This is a genomic window from Pseudomonas cuatrocienegasensis (genome assembly GCF_900110925.1).
In the GTDB taxonomy this organism is placed as follows: domain Bacteria; phylum Pseudomonadota; class Gammaproteobacteria; order Pseudomonadales; family Pseudomonadaceae; genus Aquipseudomonas; species Aquipseudomonas cuatrocienegasensis.
In genome coordinates, this window is sequence record NZ_FOFP01000003.1 from 38,117 (window position 1) to 54,831 (window position 16,715).

14 protein-coding genes are annotated in these 16,715 nt (G+C 61.9%); 6 read left to right on the forward strand and 8 right to left on the reverse strand.

Annotated features, from left to right (window positions below; translation table 11 throughout):
* Positions 1 to 6: 6 nt before the first annotated feature.
* From pilP to BMW49_RS05200, 4 genes are read right to left on the reverse strand one after another with little or no spacing between them, the layout of a single operon-like run.
* Entirely contained in the window at positions 7 to 531 is a 525-nt protein-coding gene (gene pilP / locus BMW49_RS05185; protein WP_069516608.1) for a type 4a pilus biogenesis lipoprotein PilP, read from the reverse strand.
* Positions 531 to 1,199, reverse strand: a complete 669-nt coding sequence (gene pilO, locus BMW49_RS05190) for a type 4a pilus biogenesis protein PilO (RefSeq protein ID WP_069516279.1) — start codon at positions 1,197 to 1,199, stop codon at positions 531 to 533. Before pilO ends, pilP begins: the two co-directional genes overlap by 1 nt.
* On the reverse strand, positions 1,196 to 1,768 hold the full coding sequence (locus tag BMW49_RS05195) for a PilN domain-containing protein (RefSeq protein WP_069516280.1): 573 nt from the start codon (positions 1,766 to 1,768) through the stop codon (positions 1,196 to 1,198). Before BMW49_RS05195 ends, pilO begins: the two co-directional genes overlap by 4 nt.
* A complete protein-coding gene (locus BMW49_RS05200) occupies positions 1,768 to 2,832 on the reverse strand; it encodes a pilus assembly protein PilM (protein WP_069516281.1) in 1,065 nt (354 codons plus the stop codon). The genes BMW49_RS05195 and BMW49_RS05200 overlap by 1 nt, the downstream gene beginning before the upstream one ends.
* Before the next feature lie 184 nt (positions 2,833 to 3,016).
* On the opposite strand from BMW49_RS05200, the gene BMW49_RS05205 reads away from it, so the two are divergent.
* Positions 3,017 to 5,467 carry a penicillin-binding protein 1A gene (locus tag BMW49_RS05205; RefSeq protein WP_371850848.1) on the forward strand — a complete coding sequence of 817 codons (2,451 nt, stop codon included), beginning with the start codon at positions 3,017 to 3,019 and terminating at the stop codon, positions 5,465 to 5,467.
* Between the two features lie 100 nt (positions 5,468 to 5,567).
* Here BMW49_RS05205 and BMW49_RS05210 read toward each other — a convergent pair whose 3' ends face one another.
* The 4 genes from BMW49_RS05210 to rpmE form a co-directional block, all read right to left on the reverse strand.
* On the reverse strand, positions 5,568 to 6,836 hold the full coding sequence (locus BMW49_RS05210; RefSeq protein ID WP_069516283.1) for a malic enzyme-like NAD(P)-binding protein: 1,269 nt from the start codon (positions 6,834 to 6,836) through the stop codon (positions 5,568 to 5,570).
* A gap of 100 nt (positions 6,837 to 6,936) precedes the next feature.
* Positions 6,937 to 8,367 (reverse strand): M48 family metalloprotease, encoded by a 1,431-nt coding sequence (locus tag BMW49_RS05215; RefSeq protein ID WP_069516284.1) that lies wholly within the window; start codon positions 8,365 to 8,367, stop codon positions 6,937 to 6,939.
* Positions 8,364 to 9,164, reverse strand: a complete 801-nt coding sequence (locus BMW49_RS05220) for a thermonuclease family protein (protein ID WP_170829028.1) — start codon at positions 9,162 to 9,164, stop codon at positions 8,364 to 8,366. Before BMW49_RS05220 ends, BMW49_RS05215 begins: the two co-directional genes overlap by 4 nt.
* Before the next feature lie 25 nt (positions 9,165 to 9,189).
* The gene (gene rpmE, locus BMW49_RS05225) at positions 9,190 to 9,402 is read right to left on the reverse strand and encodes a 50S ribosomal protein L31 (protein WP_069516285.1); all 213 of its coding nucleotides are present in this window, start codon (positions 9,400 to 9,402) and stop codon (positions 9,190 to 9,192) included.
* A gap of 157 nt (positions 9,403 to 9,559) precedes the next feature.
* On the opposite strand from rpmE, the gene BMW49_RS05230 reads away from it, so the two are divergent.
* The 5 genes from BMW49_RS05230 to hslU all read left to right on the forward strand — a co-directional run bounded on the left by BMW49_RS05230 (position 9,560) and on the right by hslU (position 16,467).
* A complete protein-coding gene (locus tag BMW49_RS05230) occupies positions 9,560 to 11,779 on the forward strand; it encodes a primosomal protein N' (protein ID WP_069516610.1) in 2,220 nt (739 codons plus the stop codon).
* A gap of 223 nt (positions 11,780 to 12,002) precedes the next feature.
* The gene (gene argS / locus BMW49_RS05235; RefSeq protein WP_069516286.1) at positions 12,003 to 13,742 is read left to right on the forward strand and encodes an arginine--tRNA ligase; all 1,740 of its coding nucleotides are present in this window, start codon (positions 12,003 to 12,005) and stop codon (positions 13,740 to 13,742) included.
* The gene (locus BMW49_RS05240; protein WP_069516287.1) at positions 13,743 to 14,435 is read left to right on the forward strand and encodes an SPOR domain-containing protein; all 693 of its coding nucleotides are present in this window, start codon (positions 13,743 to 13,745) and stop codon (positions 14,433 to 14,435) included.
* Positions 14,436 to 14,568: 133 nt separating this feature from the next.
* The gene (hslV, locus tag BMW49_RS05245; RefSeq protein WP_069516288.1) at positions 14,569 to 15,099 is read left to right on the forward strand and encodes an ATP-dependent protease subunit HslV; all 531 of its coding nucleotides are present in this window, start codon (positions 14,569 to 14,571) and stop codon (positions 15,097 to 15,099) included.
* 27 nt (positions 15,100 to 15,126) lie between these two features.
* Positions 15,127 to 16,467, forward strand: coding sequence for an HslU--HslV peptidase ATPase subunit (gene hslU, locus BMW49_RS05250; RefSeq protein ID WP_069516289.1), 1,341 nt, complete (start codon positions 15,127 to 15,129; stop codon positions 16,465 to 16,467).
* The last annotated feature ends 248 nt before the right edge of the window (positions 16,468 to 16,715 follow it).

Below are 16,715 nucleotides of genomic sequence, written 5' to 3' on the forward strand. Positions count from 1 at the left end.
TCGCTCTTACGAGCGCTCCTTGAGGGCAATGCTGCGCGGACGTTCGAGCCACCCGCCATCACCATCAGGAACGATTTCCATAACATCAATCTTGGCCTCATCAATCGACAGGATACGGCCATGATTGCGCCCTAGATAATCCCCGACCTTCACGCGATGAACACCACCCGCACCGCTGACCAACGCGAAAGCACCTTGCTCATTGCCTAGGGTACCGACCATTTCGAAAGTTTCGATATTGAAACCCTCAAGGAATTGGCGCACTCGAGTTTCGTCTGGCTTGATGTCCTGAGAGCCTTTTTGTCGGCTTATAAGATCAATCTTGACTGGCGGCTGAAAAGGGCTGCGCATAGCTGCGGCACTGTAGGTAAAACTTTCATAAGGCTTGAACTTGGGCAAAGGCTCTATAGAGCCCTTGGGGCGAGCACGCACCTCATCCAGGAAGGCCTGAAGATCTGAAAAGCCCCCATTTGAACCACACCCCGACAAGGCAGCTAGAGCAACTAGTAGAAATGGACAGGAACGCTTCATCATTTTTTCGCTCCTTTCCCAGCGACCTTAGCAGTCCCGGTCGTGCCACCTTTTACCTCTTTGTCATTGTAGCGATAGGTTTTCGCAAGAATGCTCATACGCAACTTGGAGACACTATCAGCAGAGGCTGGAACCATTTCGAAATCATGCAGCGTAACGATGCGCGGCAGGCTGGCCACGCCACTGACGAACGTCGCCAGATCGTGATACGCCCCCACTACCTTGATTTGTATTGGCAGCTCTATATAGAACTGCTGAGTAACCTCTGGCAGCAGCTTGATTTCTTCAAATTCAAGTCCACTACCAAGCCCTGTACGCGTAATGTCCTCCAGCAGCCCGGGGACCTCGGTATCACTCGGAAGTTGACGCAGCAAGGCGCCAAAGGACACCTCCATCTCCTGCATCTGCTCCTTATAAGCCTCCAGATTTGCCGCCTGAAACGCCTTGGTAGAAAACTGCTCTTTGAGCGTTACTTCCTGCGCCTGCTGTTGCTCCAGTTGCGCTTGAAGATCCTTGAGATGAAAGTTGTAACCAAGCGCCAGCACAGCAATCAGCAAAAGGACTCCGGCAATAAACTTGATTGGTGCAGGCCAAGACCCTAGATTATTAAGGTCAAGATCCGCGAGATCAACCTTGCGCAAACTTTCAAGCGATTCACTCAGGCTCATTTCTCAACTTCCTCCGAGCCTAGTGCAGGCTGCGTCTGCTGCACGGTCAACTGAAATACATTCGCCTGATCCAGCGCACCAGCAGTCACTGCCTTGACTTCGGTCAAATTGGGCGACTCCAGCCAGTCAGACGACTCCAGATTACGCATCAGATTGGAAACACGATTGTTCGATTCGGCCGCACCTACGATTGCGATGTTCTTGCCGTTCATCTTGAGCGCAGTGAAATACACACCATCAGGCAACGTACGTACCAGCTGATCAAATACCCGACCAATGATCGGACGGTTGCCCTGCAAGTCCTGGATGATCTTCATACGCTCGAGTAGCTGCTCGCGACGCGTTTTCAGCTCACTGATCTCTTTGATGCGCGCATCCAGAACCGCGATTTCCTTGCGCACGAACTCATTGCGAGCCGTCTGTCGTTCAATCGCGCTGTTCAGGTACTGGTCACCCAGAAAGATGCTGCCAGCCGCGATAATCAGCACGCCACCAAGCGCCACGAGGAACCGCTGCTTGCGCTCTTCGCGCAGCTGCTCTCGCCAGGGAAGAAGGTTGATCCGTGCCATCAGTCAAAACTCCTCATCGCCAGACCGCAGGCAATCATCAACGCGGGAGCATCACTGGCCAGCGCCCCAGCATTGACCTTGTTGCTCAATGCCATATCGGCGAACGGGTTGGCCACCAGCGTCTGGGTACCAATCTTCTGCTGGATCAAGCGATCAAGATCAGGAATAGACGCCGTACCACCCGCCAACAGGATGTAGTCGACATCGTTGAACTGGCCGGCCGCAAAGAAGAACTGCAGAGAACGCGATACCTGCTGAACAACCGCCTCTTTGAACGGTTGCAAAACTTCGCTGTCATAGTCATCCGGAAGACCGCCTTGTTTTTTGGCGAGACCAGCTTCCTCCATGGACAACCCATAACGACGCTGAATTTCTTCGGTCAGCTGACGCCCACCGAATAGCTGTTCACGGGTATAGATGGTACGGCCGTTGTGCAGAACGCTAAGGGTGGTCATGGTGGCGCCGATATCAACAACAGCAACCGTCAACTCGTCATGGCCACTACCAAGCTGCCCGGACAGCAGGCCAAAAGCACGCTCCAGTGCATACGCCTCGACGTCGACCACCTTGGCGGTCAGGCCAGCAAGCGCCAACGCCGCCTCGCGCACCTCGACGTTCTCCTTGCGACAAGCTGCAAGCAGCACCTCTACACGCTCGGGGTTGCGAGGTGAGGCGCCCTGCACCTCGAAATCGATGGCAACCTCTTCCAGCGGGTAGGGAATGTACTGGTCCGCCTCGATCTTCAACTGGTTCTCGAGATCATCATCCGAAAGCCCAGCTTCCATCTCGATCGTCTTGGTGATCACAGCGGAGCCGGCTACTGCGACGGCGGCGACCTTTACTCCGCTCTTCGCCTTGGCTAGAACACGTGACAATGCCTGACCGACCCCCTCGAGCTCGGCAATGTTCTTCTCGACCACCGCATTGGGCGGGAGCGGCTCGACAGCGTAGGCCTCTACCTTGTAGCGGCTTCCGGAGCGACTCAATTCGAGGAGCTTGACGGAGGTCGAACTGATATCGATCCCCAGCAGCGTATTCGCTTTCTGATTGAAGAGCCCTAGCACGACCGATTTCCTATTGGCATCCGCAACTTACGGACTATTTATGTTTTTCCACATTAAATAACAGTCTTGACAGAAGCGCAAATGGCTCCCTGACGAAAAAACCGCTTATAATGTGAACGGTTTTTCTATTTTCGCGTCGTCTTTTTCTTAACCCATTCTTTTATCTGGAAATACAAACATTTTGATGCGTTTGTTGAAGTTCCTGCTCTGGTCCTGCGTTGCTATTTTTTGTGGGCTGCTGCTCAGTTTGAGCGGCGCCTTCCTTTACCTTAGCCCCAGCCTGCCATCCGTCGAGTCGCTACGCAGCATACAGCTGCAGATCCCGCTGCGCGTCTACAGCAGCGACGGCAAGCTGATAGCGGAATTCGGCGAGATGCGCCGTTCGCCGATCGCTTTCAACGACATCCCACAAGACTTTATCAACGCCCTGCTCGCCGCCGAGGATGACAACTTCGCCAATCATTATGGCGTTGACGTGACAGGCCTGCTGCGCGCTGCCACGCAATTATTGAAAAGTGGCCAGATCCAGAGCGGCGGCAGCACCATCACCATGCAGGTGGCGAAGAATTTCTTCCTGACCAGCGAACGCAGCTTCTCGCGCAAAACCACAGAAATTCTTCTGGCGCTGCAAATCGAGCGCGAGCTGAGCAAGAACGAGATTCTCGAGCTCTACGTCAACAAGATTTACCTGGGCCACCGCGCCTATGGTATCGAAGCAGCCGCCCAGGTCTATTACGGCAAACCCATACGCGAGCTGACACTCGGCCAATTGGCGATGATCGCCGGCCTGCCAAAAGCACCTTCGCGTTTCAACCCGCTGGTCAATCCCGAACGCGCCAAAGAGCGCCGTGACTGGATCCTGGGACGCATGCTGATGCTCGGCAAAATCGACAAGGCGCGCCACGACGCCGCCATTGCCGAGGGCATTGACGCGCGCTATCACGTACAAGCACCAGAAGTGCAGGCCCCCTACGTTGCCGAGATGGCCCGCGCCGAGATGGTTGGCCGTTATGGCAGCGAGGCCTACACCGAAGGCTTCAACGTCACCACGACCGTACCCAGCGACCTGCAACACCTGGCCAACACCGCACTGCGCGAGGGTCTGGTCAACTATGACCAGCGCCATGGTTATCGCGGCCCCGAGAGTCGGTTGCCGGGCATGACCAAGGAAACCTGGCTTGAGGAACTGGGCAAACGCAATAGCCTGGGCGGGCTGGAGCCGGTCATCGTCACTCAAGTCGAGAAGAGTGGCCTGCTGGTACTCACTCGCCAGGGCCAGGAAGAAGCCGTCTCCTGGGACAGCATGAAATGGGCGCGGCCTTTCCTGAACACCAACAGCATGGGCCCTCGCCCGCAGAAACCGGCCGATGTCGCTCAAGTAGGCGACCTGGTACGCGTGCAACGTCAGGAAGATGGCAGCCTGCATTTCGTCCAGCTACCTCAGGCACAGAGCGCAGTGGTTTCGCTCGACCCGCAAAACGGTGCCATACGCGCGCTGGTGGGCGGCTTCTCCTTCGAGCAAAGCAATTACAATCGCGCAGTCCAGGCCAAACGCCAACCAGGCTCCAGCTTCAAGCCCTTCATTTACAGTGCCGCGCTGGACAATGGCTACACCGCTGCCAGCCTGGTCAATGATGCCCCCATCGTCTTCGTCGACGAATACCTGGACCAGGTCTGGCGACCGAAGAACGACAACAACACCTTCCTAGGCCCGATTCGCTTGCGCGAAGCGCTGTACAAGTCGCGCAACCTGGTTTCGATCCGCCTGCTGCAAGCCCTCGGTATCAACAATACCGTGGACTACGTGACCCGTTTCGGCTTTAACAAACAAGACCTACCGCCCAACCTGTCCCTCGCGCTGGGCACGGCCAACCTTACGCCGATGGAAATCGCCACCGGCTGGACGGTTTTCGCCAATGGTGGGCACAAGGTCCAACCTTATCTGATCCAGCGCATCGACAACCGCCAGGGTGAAGCCCTGTTCGTTGCCAATCCGCCGACCGTCCCGAATGGCAAACCAACCGCAGAAGCGCCAGCCGCCGTTCAGTCGCCTGAAGCCCAGCTGGAAGCACCGGCCAACCTGGGTCAGCAGCTTGCAGCACAGATGCTGACCCCAGAACCTATTGCTGCCGAGCAAATCATCGACGAACGCACCGCCTACATCATGACCAGCATGCTGCAGGACGTGATCAAGCGCGGAACAGGGCGCCGCGCCATGGCCCTGGGACGCGACGACCTGGCCGGCAAGACCGGCACCACCAACGAGTCCAAAGACAGCTGGTTCTCGGGCTACAACGCCGATTACGTGACCACCGTGTGGGCCGGCTTCGACCAACCGGAAAGTCTGGGCCGCAACGAATACGGCGGCACAGTCGCCCTGCCGATCTGGATGAGTTTCATGGGCGGGGCACTCAAGGATAAGCCCAGCCATCTACCGCCCGAGCCTGAAGGGTTGATGACCCTGCGCATAGACCCGCACAGCGGCCGTGCCGCGACACCGTCGACCGCCGACGCCTACTTCGAGCTATTCAAAAGCGAAGACACGCCACCGCCGATGTCGGAATTCGACTCGGGTTATGGCGCACCCGGCAGCCCTTTGCCTGCCGACGAAGCCGCGCCCATCGATCTGTTCTAAGCACTCGCCTATAAAGTGAGCGCAATAAAAAACCCGCATCTTGGATGCGGGTTTTTTATTGCCGAGGCGGGTGGATGACCACCCGCGCTCGCCTGCCGAATCAGCCGTTGAATACCTGGTCAACGGAAGTCAGCGGGTAGTGTTTCGGGTACGGCAGCGTGGCCACACCGGACTCGATGGCGGCCTTGGCCACGGCATCGCAGACGACAGTGATCAGGCGCTTATCCATCGGCTTCGGAATGATGTACTCACGACCGAACTCCAGCTTGATACCGCCGTAGGCATCACAGACATCCTGCGGTACCGGCAGCTTGGCCAGTTCGCGCAGCGCGGTGGCAGCGGCGATCTTCATCTCTTCATTGATGCGCGTTGCGCGTACGTCCAGGGCACCACGGAAGATGAAGGGGAAGCCCAACACGTTGTTGACCTGGTTCGGGTAGTCCGAGCGACCAGTGGCCATGATCACGTCATCACGGGTGGCATGGGCCAGCTCAGGGCTGATTTCCGGATCCGGGTTGGAACAGGCGAAGACCACCGGGTTCGGCGCCATGCGCTTGAGGTTGTCTGCGGTCAGCAGGTTGGCACCCGACAGACCCACAAACACATCAGCACCATCCAGGGCATCGGACAGGGTGCGCTTGTCCGTTTCGCTGGCAAACACCGCCTTGTACTGGTTCAGATCGTCGCGGCCGGCGTGTATCACGCCCTTGCGGTCGACCATAAAGATATTCTCGACCTTGGCGCCCATGCTCACCAGCAGCTTCATGCAGGAGATGGCCGCAGCACCAGCACCCAGGCAGACGATCTTCGCCTCTTCCAGGGTCTTACCGGCGATTTCCAGGGCGTTGAGCATGCCGGCGGCAGTCACGATGGCGGTGCCATGCTGGTCATCGTGGAACACCGGGATGTCGCATTGTTCGATCAGCGCGCGCTCGATCTCGAAGCACTCTGGCGCTTTGATATCTTCGAGGTTGATGCCGCCGAAAGTGATGGAGATGCGTTTGACGGTGTCGATAAACGCCTGCGGGCTCTCGGCATCGACTTCGATGTCAAACACGTCGATGCCGGCAAACCGCTTGAACAGTACACCCTTGCCTTCCATGACCGGCTTGGACGCCAGCGGGCCGAGGTCGCCCAGACCGAGGATGGCCGTACCGTCGGAAATCACGGCAACCAGGTTGCCTTTACCGGTGTAGCGGTAGGCCAGCTCAGGATCGCGCGCGATCTCGCGGACCGGCTCGGCAACACCCGGGCTGTAGGCGAGCGCCAGGTCACGGGCAGTGGCAGTGGGCTTGGTAAGTTCGACGCTGAGTTTTCCCGGACGGGGCAGAGCGTGGTACTCGAGAGCGGCTGTTTTAAGATCAGACATAGTGGCGTTCCGCTTTTTTGGCTGTTGACAGGCAGGCGGCCGAGGATACGCAAGTTGCATATAGCTGCACAAGACTGTTCGGTCACCCACAGGTCATGGGCTAGCGCACCAGTTTCACCCAGTCGCCCTGCCGTGGCTCGCCGGCGGGATAAAGGTTGTTGAGCAGACGCAGACGGGACTCGGCCTCCTCACCCAACACACTGCCGCGCGCCAACACCGCCATGCTCTCACCCGCCTTCACGCGGTGCAGGTACAGACGCTGCGGCTGCGCCAGAGGCCGTTCGGCGGCAGTCATTTTGCGTAGACTCTGGATCACTTCAAGAAACGCGCGGTCCTGGGTCTGCAAGGCCGCATTGCGCACCACGGCTACGAACAGGTAGGCGCGTTCGCCTTGCACCACCGCAGCGACACGCCGCGTCGGGTTGCCCGCCAACAGCGCGGTGTAGCCCTGAAACTCACCCGCCGTCCAGCGCGTGCCCGCCTGCAGGGCGGAAGAGCCGGCACGCTGGCGCAGGAACGCCTCCGGGGCCAGGCGCTGCGCATTGTCTTCCAGGGTCATGGCCACGAACGCCTGCTGATCGGCACTGTGAATAATCAGCGCATCAGGCCGATTGACCAGGGACCAGCCGGGCGCAAAGCCCAGAGTGAAATCCAGGTCGGCATGGTAGAAACGCTGGCCGCGCCGTACCCCGGTGGCTTCTGAATCGCCAAAAGGCAATCCGTCCAGGTGCTTGAGAAAAGCCTCGCGGTTGATCAGTTGTTGCCCGGTCGCCAGCGCCCTGGCTGGCCCCAGGACCTCCTGCAGCCGCCGGTCATTGTCGGGATGGGTGTCGAACAGGCCGTGGTAGCCGCTGGCAGGCTGTGGCTGACCCCGCCGCGCAGCCTGGTCCCTGGCAAAGGTTTCCTGATTCTTCAGCACCTCGACCACACCGATCATCGCCTGCGGATCATAGCCGCTGCGCGCCAGGTACTGGGCGCCGAGCCCGTCGGCCTCGAGCTCCATGTCGCGGCCGTAGCCACTGACCAGCGCGCCACCCAGGGCGTTGGTCAGATCTCCGGCTGCGCCGATGCCCGTGCCGATGGCCACTGCTTGACCCAACAGCCCCCAGGCCGTCGACTGGCTTTGCTGCTGAACGCTGTGGCGCGCCGTGACATGCCCCACTTCATGCCCCAGAACAGCGGCCAGCTCCGCCTCGGAGTTGAGGTAGGCGAGCAAGCCACGGTGGATATAGATGTAGCCGCCCGGCAACGCGAAGGCGTTGACGTCGGGACTGTCGACCAGGGTAAAGCGGTAGTCGAGCTGGCTGCGATGGCTGGCACGCGCCACCCGCTCGCCGATCTGCTGCACATAGGCTTGCAGGGCTTCATTGGCATGCCGCGGGTTCTGCTTGGCGATTTCCTGGTTGTAGCGCTGCCCGAGATCGAGCTCCTGCTGCTCGCTCATCATCACGAAATTGTTGCGCCCCGTGGCCGGGTTGACCGCGCAACCCGCCAGCACCAGCAGCGCCGCAACGCACACGAGAACCTTCATGGCAGCACCTCGAGCATGGTGGAATGAGTCAACGGCAGCATCCAGCGAGCCTGCCCAGGTTTTACGCCGCCCCGCCGCGAACGGTCAATCACCCAGCCACGTGCCTCGACCCGCGCACCCGCCAGGCGTCGCAGGGCGCGCTCATCGAAATCGGCCAACGCCTCGGGGGCGACGCGCAGCACCAGCGACCCCGGCATCTCCAGCCAGAGGCCGCCGCGGTTACGCGCCACCTCGCGCACTGTACCAGTGACGATGGCGAAACCGCCCGCACGCACCTGCTCGGCCTGTACCAGCGGCGGGCGCGCCCATAACCCCAGGCGCTGCTCGCGCGCCTGGGCCTCGGCGTTGCGCAGGCAGTCATCGAGCAAGGTATTGGGGGCGATGGCCACGCGCACCGCCAACCCTTCGGCCAATAGCTGTGCCTCCAGATTGGCCCCGCGGGCGTCATACAGATGCGCCAGGGTACGACCGTAGTGATCCTTGGCCTGCCGGCCCAGCAATAAACCGACCCGCCCGTCGGAGGCCTCGACCAGCGCCTGCAGGCGTTTGCGCGCCGCGTTGGCGAAGGGCTCGGCAGGCCGCTCCTTGCGCGCCAGCTCGGGGGCGTTCAGGCCAATCAGCCTGACACTGCGGCCATCGCGCAGACGCAACGTATCGCCGTCAACCACCCGCTGCACCTGCACAGGCGCGACCTGAGCAGGCGCCGGGCAGAACGCCTGGGCCAGCGAGCAGAAAACGCTGGCCATGAAAAAGGCGCCCACCAGGGACGCCTTTTTCAAGTGTGCGATACCAGCCATCAGGCTGCTCGCTGCTGTCGGTCGCTTACTTGGCGCCGAACATGCCGAAACGCTGCTTGAAGCGGTCAACACGGCCACCGGTATCCAGCATTTTCTGCTTGCCGGTGTAGAACGGGTGGCATTCGTTGCACACGTCCAGGCTCAGCGGCTTGACCAGGGTGGAGCGGGTTTCGATCACATTGCCGCAGCTGCAAGTAGCGGTAATGGCTTCATAAGTCGGGTGGATATCAGCTTTCACGGTGTATTCCTCGGTAATGTGTGCCGCCACCCAACCCGTTGTCAGGTACCGCACGGAAATAGGCCGCGGATAATACCAGACACGCCCTGCGATGCAAGCCGCGCGGGATGCCGGCGGTCGCCGTGTTAAGATCGCCGCCTGCTTCTGGAGCCCACGCGTGTCCGACCTGATCCTGCGCCTCGCCCTGCCCTCGCCCCTGCGCCGCCTGTTCGACTACCTGCCGCCAGCGGGTACGTTGCCGGACGCCCTGCAGCCAGGCATGCGCGTGCGTGTGCCGTTCGGCCGCCGCGAGCTGATCGGCATCCTGGTCGAGGTTGCCGAACACAGCGAGGTGCCCGCCGACAAGCTGAAGCCCGCCTTGCAACTGCTGGATGGGCAATCGCCGGTACCACCGGCCTTCTTCAGCCTGTGCCTGTGGGCCGCGCAGTACTACCAGCACAGCCTCGGCGATACCCTGAGCTGGGCCCTGCCAGTTCTTCTGCGCCAGGGCGAACCGGCCGAAGCGCGGCAGGAACGCTTCTGGTCCGCCACGGCCGATGCCCGCCTCGACGACCCGCGCCTGAACCGCGCGCCGCGTCAGCGCGAAGCCCTGCAAACCCTTGCCCAGCACCCCCACGGCGTGGCCCACGCGCTGCTCAGCAAACTGTTGCTGAACAAGGACAGTCTTGAACTGCTGCGTGAAAAGGGCCTGGTCGAGGTTGAAGTGCGCCGCCATGCCAGCGCGCCGCGGCCAACCAGTTGGCTGGCGCAGCCGGAGCTGCCGCTCAACCCCGAGCAACGCAGCGCGGTCGAAGCCATCCGCAGCGGTTTTGGCGGTTTTACCGCCTTCCTTCTGGCCGGGGTTACCGGCAGCGGCAAGACCGAGGTGTACCTGCAGCTGATCCGCGAAACCCTCGAAGCCGGCAAACAGGCCCTGGTGCTGATCCCCGAGATCAACCTCGGCCCACAGACCCTGGCGCGCTTCGAGCGGCGCTTCAATGCGCGCATCGCCCTGCTGCACTCCGGCATCAATGACCGCGAGCGTCTGGACGCCTGGCTCGCCGCCCGCGACGGCGAGGCTGACATCATCATCGGCACGCGCTCGGCACTGTTCACCCCGATGCTGCGCCCCGGCCTGATCATCATTGACGAAGAACACGACGCCTCCTATAAACAGCAGGAAGGCCTGCGCTACCACGCCCGCGACCTGGCCCTGGTGCGCGCACGCCAGGAACAGGTGCCAATCGTCCTCGGCTCAGCCACGCCCTCGCTGGAAAGCCTGCACAACGCCCACGCCGGACGCTACGCCATGCTGCGCCTGACCCAGCGTGCCGGCGGCGCGCAGCCGCCGCGCTTCCTGCGCCTGGACGTAAAGAGCCGGGCGCTCGACTCGGGCATTTCCGGGCCGCTGCAGCAAGCCATCGGGCAGACGCTGAAAGCCGGCCAGCAAGTGTTGGTATTTCTCAACCGCCGTGGCTTTGCCCCCACCCTGCTGTGCCATGACTGCGGATGGCTGTCAGAATGCCCACGCTGCGATGCGCGCATGACCGTGCACCAGCGCTCACGTGAACTGCGCTGTCACCACTGCGGCCACAGCGAACGCCAGCCGAGCAACTGCCCAACCTGCAATAACGTCGACCTGCGCCCGGTCGGCGCCGGCACCGAGCGCGCCGAAGAACGCCTGGCGATCCTCTTCCCCGATGTGCCGGTGTTGCGCGTCGACCGCGACAGCACCGCGCGCAAAGACGCCATGAGCACCCTGTACACCACGGTGCAACGCGGCGAGCCGTGCATCCTGGTCGGCACCCAGATGCTCGCCAAGGGCCACCACTTCCCGCGAGTCACCCTGGTGGCGATTCTCGATGCCGACGGTGGGCTGTTCTCTGCCGATTTTCGCGCCAGCGAACGCATGGCCCAGCTGATCGTCCAGGTTGCTGGCCGCGCCGGGCGCGCGGAAGAGCCTGGCAAGGTGATCATCCAGAGCCACCTGGCCGACCATCCGCTGCTGGTGCAGTTGACCGAGCAAGGCTATTTCGCCTTCGCCGAACAGGCCCTGAGCGAACGCCGGGGCGCCGGCCTGCCGCCGTTCTGCCACCTCGCCCTGCTGCGCGCCGAAGCGCACAAGCCGGGCCAGGCCGAAGGGTTTCTCGACGAAGCCTGCACCGAGGCCGAACAGTTGCTCAGCGACTTCAAGCTGCACGGCGTCGAGCTGCTCGGCCCGATCCCGGCGCCCATGGAGCGCCGCGCCGGCCGCTACCGCGCGCAACTGCTGATCCAGGCCAACGCCCGCGCGCCGCTGCACCGTCTGCTCAGCACCTGGATGCAACGCCTGGAAAGCCTGCCCACCGGCCGCGCTGTGCGCTGGTCGCTGGATGTCGACCCGATCGATCTGTTCTAGGGTCTGTTGCCGTTTCGTCGCGAGCCGCGTTACCGCGGACGAAACGGCAATCCCAGGGCAGGGTGCGCCGTGCGCACCCGCTGTTCGATTCGCCGCTGAGCACCACCGGTGCACACAGCGCACCCTACAAGTGATGGCTTGCGGCTTGCCGCTGCTTCTATAATGCGCAGTTTTCAACCAGCGCCCCAGGGCGCCGCCGCCCCAACGGCCGACCGAGCAGACCATGAAAGACAGCATTCGCCACCTGATCCAGCAAGCCTTGACCCGCCTCACTGCCGACGGCGTATTGCCCGAAGGCCTGAGCCCGGCCATTCAGGTGGAGAACACCAAAGACAAAACCCACGGCGACTTCGCCAGCAATATCGCCATGATGCTGGCCAAGCCGGCTGGGATGAAGCCCCGTGACCTGGCCGAGAAGCTGATCGCTGCACTGCCGGCCGATGCAAGCATCAGCAAGGTCGAAATCGCCGGCCCAGGCTTCCTTAATTTCTACCAGAACACCCAGGCCCTGGCCGTGCGCCTGGACGCCCTGCTTGCCGACGCCAAACTCGGCGTGCGCAAGGCCGGCCCGGCGCAGCGCGTGGTGGTCGACCTGTCCGCGCCCAATCTGGCCAAAGAGATGCACGTCGGCCATCTGCGCTCGACCATCATCGGCGATGGTGTGGCCCGGGTGCTGGAGTTCCTCGGTGACGAGGTGATCCGGCAGAACCACGTCGGTGACTGGGGCACCCAGTTCGGCATGCTGCTGGCCTTTATGCAGGAAAATCCGGCCGCAGCAGACAGCCAACTGGCTGACCTGGAAGGTTTCTACCGCGCGGCGAAGAAGCGCTTCGACGAATCCCCTGAGTTCGCCGAGCGTGCCCGCGAGCTGGTGGTGCAGTTGCAAGCCGGCGACGCCGAATGCCTGCGCCTGTGGCACCGCTTCAACGATATTTCCCTGAGCCACTGCCAGGCGCTGTACGACCGCCTCGGTGTGAAGCTGAGCATGGCCGACGTCAAGGGCGAGAGCGCCTACAACGACGACCTGGCCAACGTGGTTGCCGACCTCAAGGCCAAGGGCCTGCTAAGCGAAAGCGAAGGCGCGCAATGCGTATTTATGGATGCGTTCAAGAACGCCGACGACAATCCGCTGCCGCTGATCGTGCAAAAGGCGGGTGGCGGTTACCTGTACGCCACCACTGACCTGGCCGCCACCCGCTACCGCGCCAACGTGCTGAAAGCCGACCGGGTGCTGTACTTCGTCGACCAGCGCCAGGCCCTGCACTTCCAGATGGTCTTCACTGCTGCGCGTCTGGCCGGTTTTGTCCCGGCCAGCATGCAGATGGAACATATGGGTTTCGGCACCATGAACGGTGCCGACGGTCGCCCGTTCAAAACCCGTGACGGCGGCACGGTGAAGCTGGTCGACCTGCTCGATGAGGCCGAAGAGCGCGCCTACAGCCTGGTCAAGGGCAAGAACCCCGAGCTTGCCGAAACCGAACTACGACAGATCGCCCGTGCCGTAGGCATCGGCGCGGTGAAATATGCCGACCTGTCCAAGCACCGCACCAGCGACTACCGCTTCAACTTCGAGCTGATGCTGAGCTTCGAGGGCAACACCGCGCCCTACCTGCTGTACGCCTACACCCGCGTGGCCAGCGTGTTCCGCAAGCTGGGCAAGGGCTTCGATGAGATCGAAGGCAGCCTCGACCTGCAGGCCGCCCAGGAAATCGAGCTGGCCGGCAAGCTCGCGCAATTCAATGAGGTGCTTGCCAGCGTGGCTGACAAGGGCGAGCCGCATTTGCTCTGCGCTTATCTGTACGACTTGGCCGGGCTGTTTTCCAGCTTCTACGAGAACTGCCCGATCCTCTCCGCCGAAGACGAAGCGCTGCGCAACAGCCGTCTGCGCCTGGCCGCCCTGACCGGCCGCACGCTCAAGCAAGGCCTGGAACTGCTCGGCCTGGAAACCCTGGAGCGCATGTAAATGGCTGCCCGCAAAAAGGCGCCGGCCAAACGCGGCGCCAGCCGCTACAAGGCGCCGGCGAAAAAACCTGTCCCAGGCTGGATATGGCTGGCCTGCGGCCTGATCGTCGGCGTCTTCGTGATGACCCTGATGAACCTCGAACCGGGAAGTGATGCGGTCAAGCGCGACCGTGGCGAACAGGCACGCGATAACGCCCCGCAGAGCAAACCCAAGCCGGTGACGGACGAGCCGAACAAGCCCAAGTACGACTTCTACACCCTGCTACCGGAGTCCGAAGTCATAGTCCCGCCGGACGCGCTGCCACCAGCAACGCCACCCACTGCTGAGACCAAACCGGTCACCCCGGAAGAAGCGGCGAAAATCGACGCCGAGCGCGCCCAGGCCGCGCTCAACGGCCAGGTTCCACCACCTGCCCCACCGGTGATCGAGCCGGTGGCCAAGGCACCCCTGACGACCCAGTTCTTCCTCCAGGCCGGCTCCTTCCGGCGCAAGGACGACGCCGAAAGCGTGCGCGCGCAGATCATCCTGCTCGGCCAGAACGTACGCGTGGAGTCGGGCACCGTGCGCGAGGAAACCTGGCACCGCGTGCTGGTCGGGCCATTCACCAGCCGCGAACAACTCGCCCAATCGCAAAAGGCCCTGGCGGCCAACGGCTTCAGTAACCTGCTGCTGCAACAGCGCCAGAGCCGATGAAGCAATTTGCTGTTACAGCGATTCATCTACCAGCGGTAGATGAATCGCCCCTTCACGGTTGAAAAGCCAACTGCGCCCCCCCATCTGAGTTTTCATTCGGGCAAATTCGCCCCGCAGTGTGGAGACTCTCCCCTTGACCACCATCGTTTCAGTGCGCCGCAATGGCAAAGTCGTCATGGGCGGCGACGGCCAGGTATCCCTCGGCAATACCGTGATGAAAGGCAACGCGAAGAAGGTCCGGCGCCTGTATCACGGCCAGGTGCTGGCCGGCTTTGCCGGGGCCACGGCCGACGCCTTTACCCTGTTCGAGCGCTTCGAGGGCCAGCTGGAAAAGCACCAGGGCCACCTGATCCGCGCCGCCGTCGAGCTGGCCAAGGACTGGCGCACTGATCGCTCGCTGAGCCGTCTGGAAGCCATGCTGGCCGTAGCCAACAAGGACGCTTCGCTGATCATCACCGGCAATGGCGATGTGGTCGAACCGGAAAATGGCCTGATTGCCATGGGCTCCGGCGGCGGCTTCGCCCAGGCCGCGGCCATGGCCCTGCTGCAGAAAACCGAGTTGAGTGCCCGTGAAATCACTGAAACCGCGCTGAACATTGCCGGCTCCATCTGTGTCTTCACCAATCAGAACCTGACTATTGAGGAGGAAGATTGCGCTGAATAAGCGCGTCTTCCTTTGGAGTATCGCCGCATGTCCATGACGCCCCGCGAGATCGTTCACGAACTCAACCGCCACATCATCGGCCAGGACGACGCAAAGCGCGCCGTGGCCATTGCCCTGCGCAACCGCTGGCGGCGCATGCAGCTGCCGCTGGAGCTGCGCGCCGAAGTCACGCCGAAGAACATCCTGATGATCGGCCCGACCGGCGTTGGCAAGACCGAGATTGCCCGCCGTCTGGCCAAGCTGGCCAATGCACCGTTTATCAAGGTCGAAGCGACCAAGTTCACCGAGGTCGGCTATGTCGGCCGGGATGTCGAGTCGATCATCCGCGACCTGGCCGATGCCGCGGTGAAGATGCTGCGCGAGCAGGAGATGGTCAAAGTCCGTCACCGCGCCGAGGACGCCGCCGAAGACCGCATCCTCGATGCACTGCTGCCGCCCGCACGCACCGGCTTTAACGAAGAGGCCGCGCCTGCCAGCGACTCCAACACCCGTCAGCTGTTTCGCAAGCGCCTGCGCGAAGGTCAGCTGGACGACAAAGAAATCGAGATCGAAGTCGCCGAAGCCACGGCCGGCATCGAAATCATGACCCCGCCGGGCATGGAAGAGATGACCAACCAGTTGCAAAGCCTGTTTGCCAATATGGGCAAGGGCAAGAAGAAAAGCCGCAAGCTCAAGGTCAAGGAGGCGCTGAAGCTGGTGCGTGACGAAGAAGCCGCGCGCCTGGTCAACGAAGACGAGCTCAAGGCCCTCGCCCTGGAGGCCGTCGAGCAGAACGGTATCGTTTTCATCGACGAGATCGACAAGGTCGCCAAGCGTGGCAACACCGGCGGTGCTGACGTCTCCCGCGAAGGCGTGCAGCGCGACCTGCTGCCGCTGATCGAGGGCTGCACGGTCAACACCAAGCTGGGCATGGTCAAGACCGATCACATCCTGTTTATCGCCTCCGGCGCCTTCCACCTGAGCAAGCCCAGCGACCTGGTGCCCGAGCTGCAGGGTCGCCTGCCGATTCGCGTGGAACTCAAGGCCCTGTCGCCGAGTGACTTCGAGCGCATTCTCAGTGAACCCCATGCCTCGCTCACCGAGCAGTATGCGGCCCTGCTGAATACCGAGGGCCTTGGCATCGAGTTTATGGCTGACGGCATCAAGCGCATCGCCGAGATCGCCTGGCAGGTCAACGAGAAGACCGAGAACATCGGTGCTCGCCGCCTGCACACGCTGCTCGAACGCCTGCTCGAAGAAGTCTCCTTCAGCGCTGGCGACCTGGCCAGCCAGCAGAATGGCACGCCGATCCGTATCGACGCTGACTACGTCAACAGCCACCTGGGCGACCTGGCCAAGGACGAAGACCTGTCGCGTTATATCCTTTGACAGCGGCGGCAGGTCGTCAGCCAAAAACAAGGCTATGTGGTGCACGGCGGCCTGCTTTTCGTGGGAGCCGCGCCCCGCGGCGAATCCCATGGGCACCGCCGATTTTGCGCAATGGCTGCAATCGATTAGCCCCGAGGCGGGGCTCCTACACCTGTTCGGCGGTTCCTGCAGGCGCTACGTTATGGCTTGCACGGGCTGCAACAAAGTTTGGGAAATAGCCAAAAAAAGCCTGCAACCTGTAGCCGGAA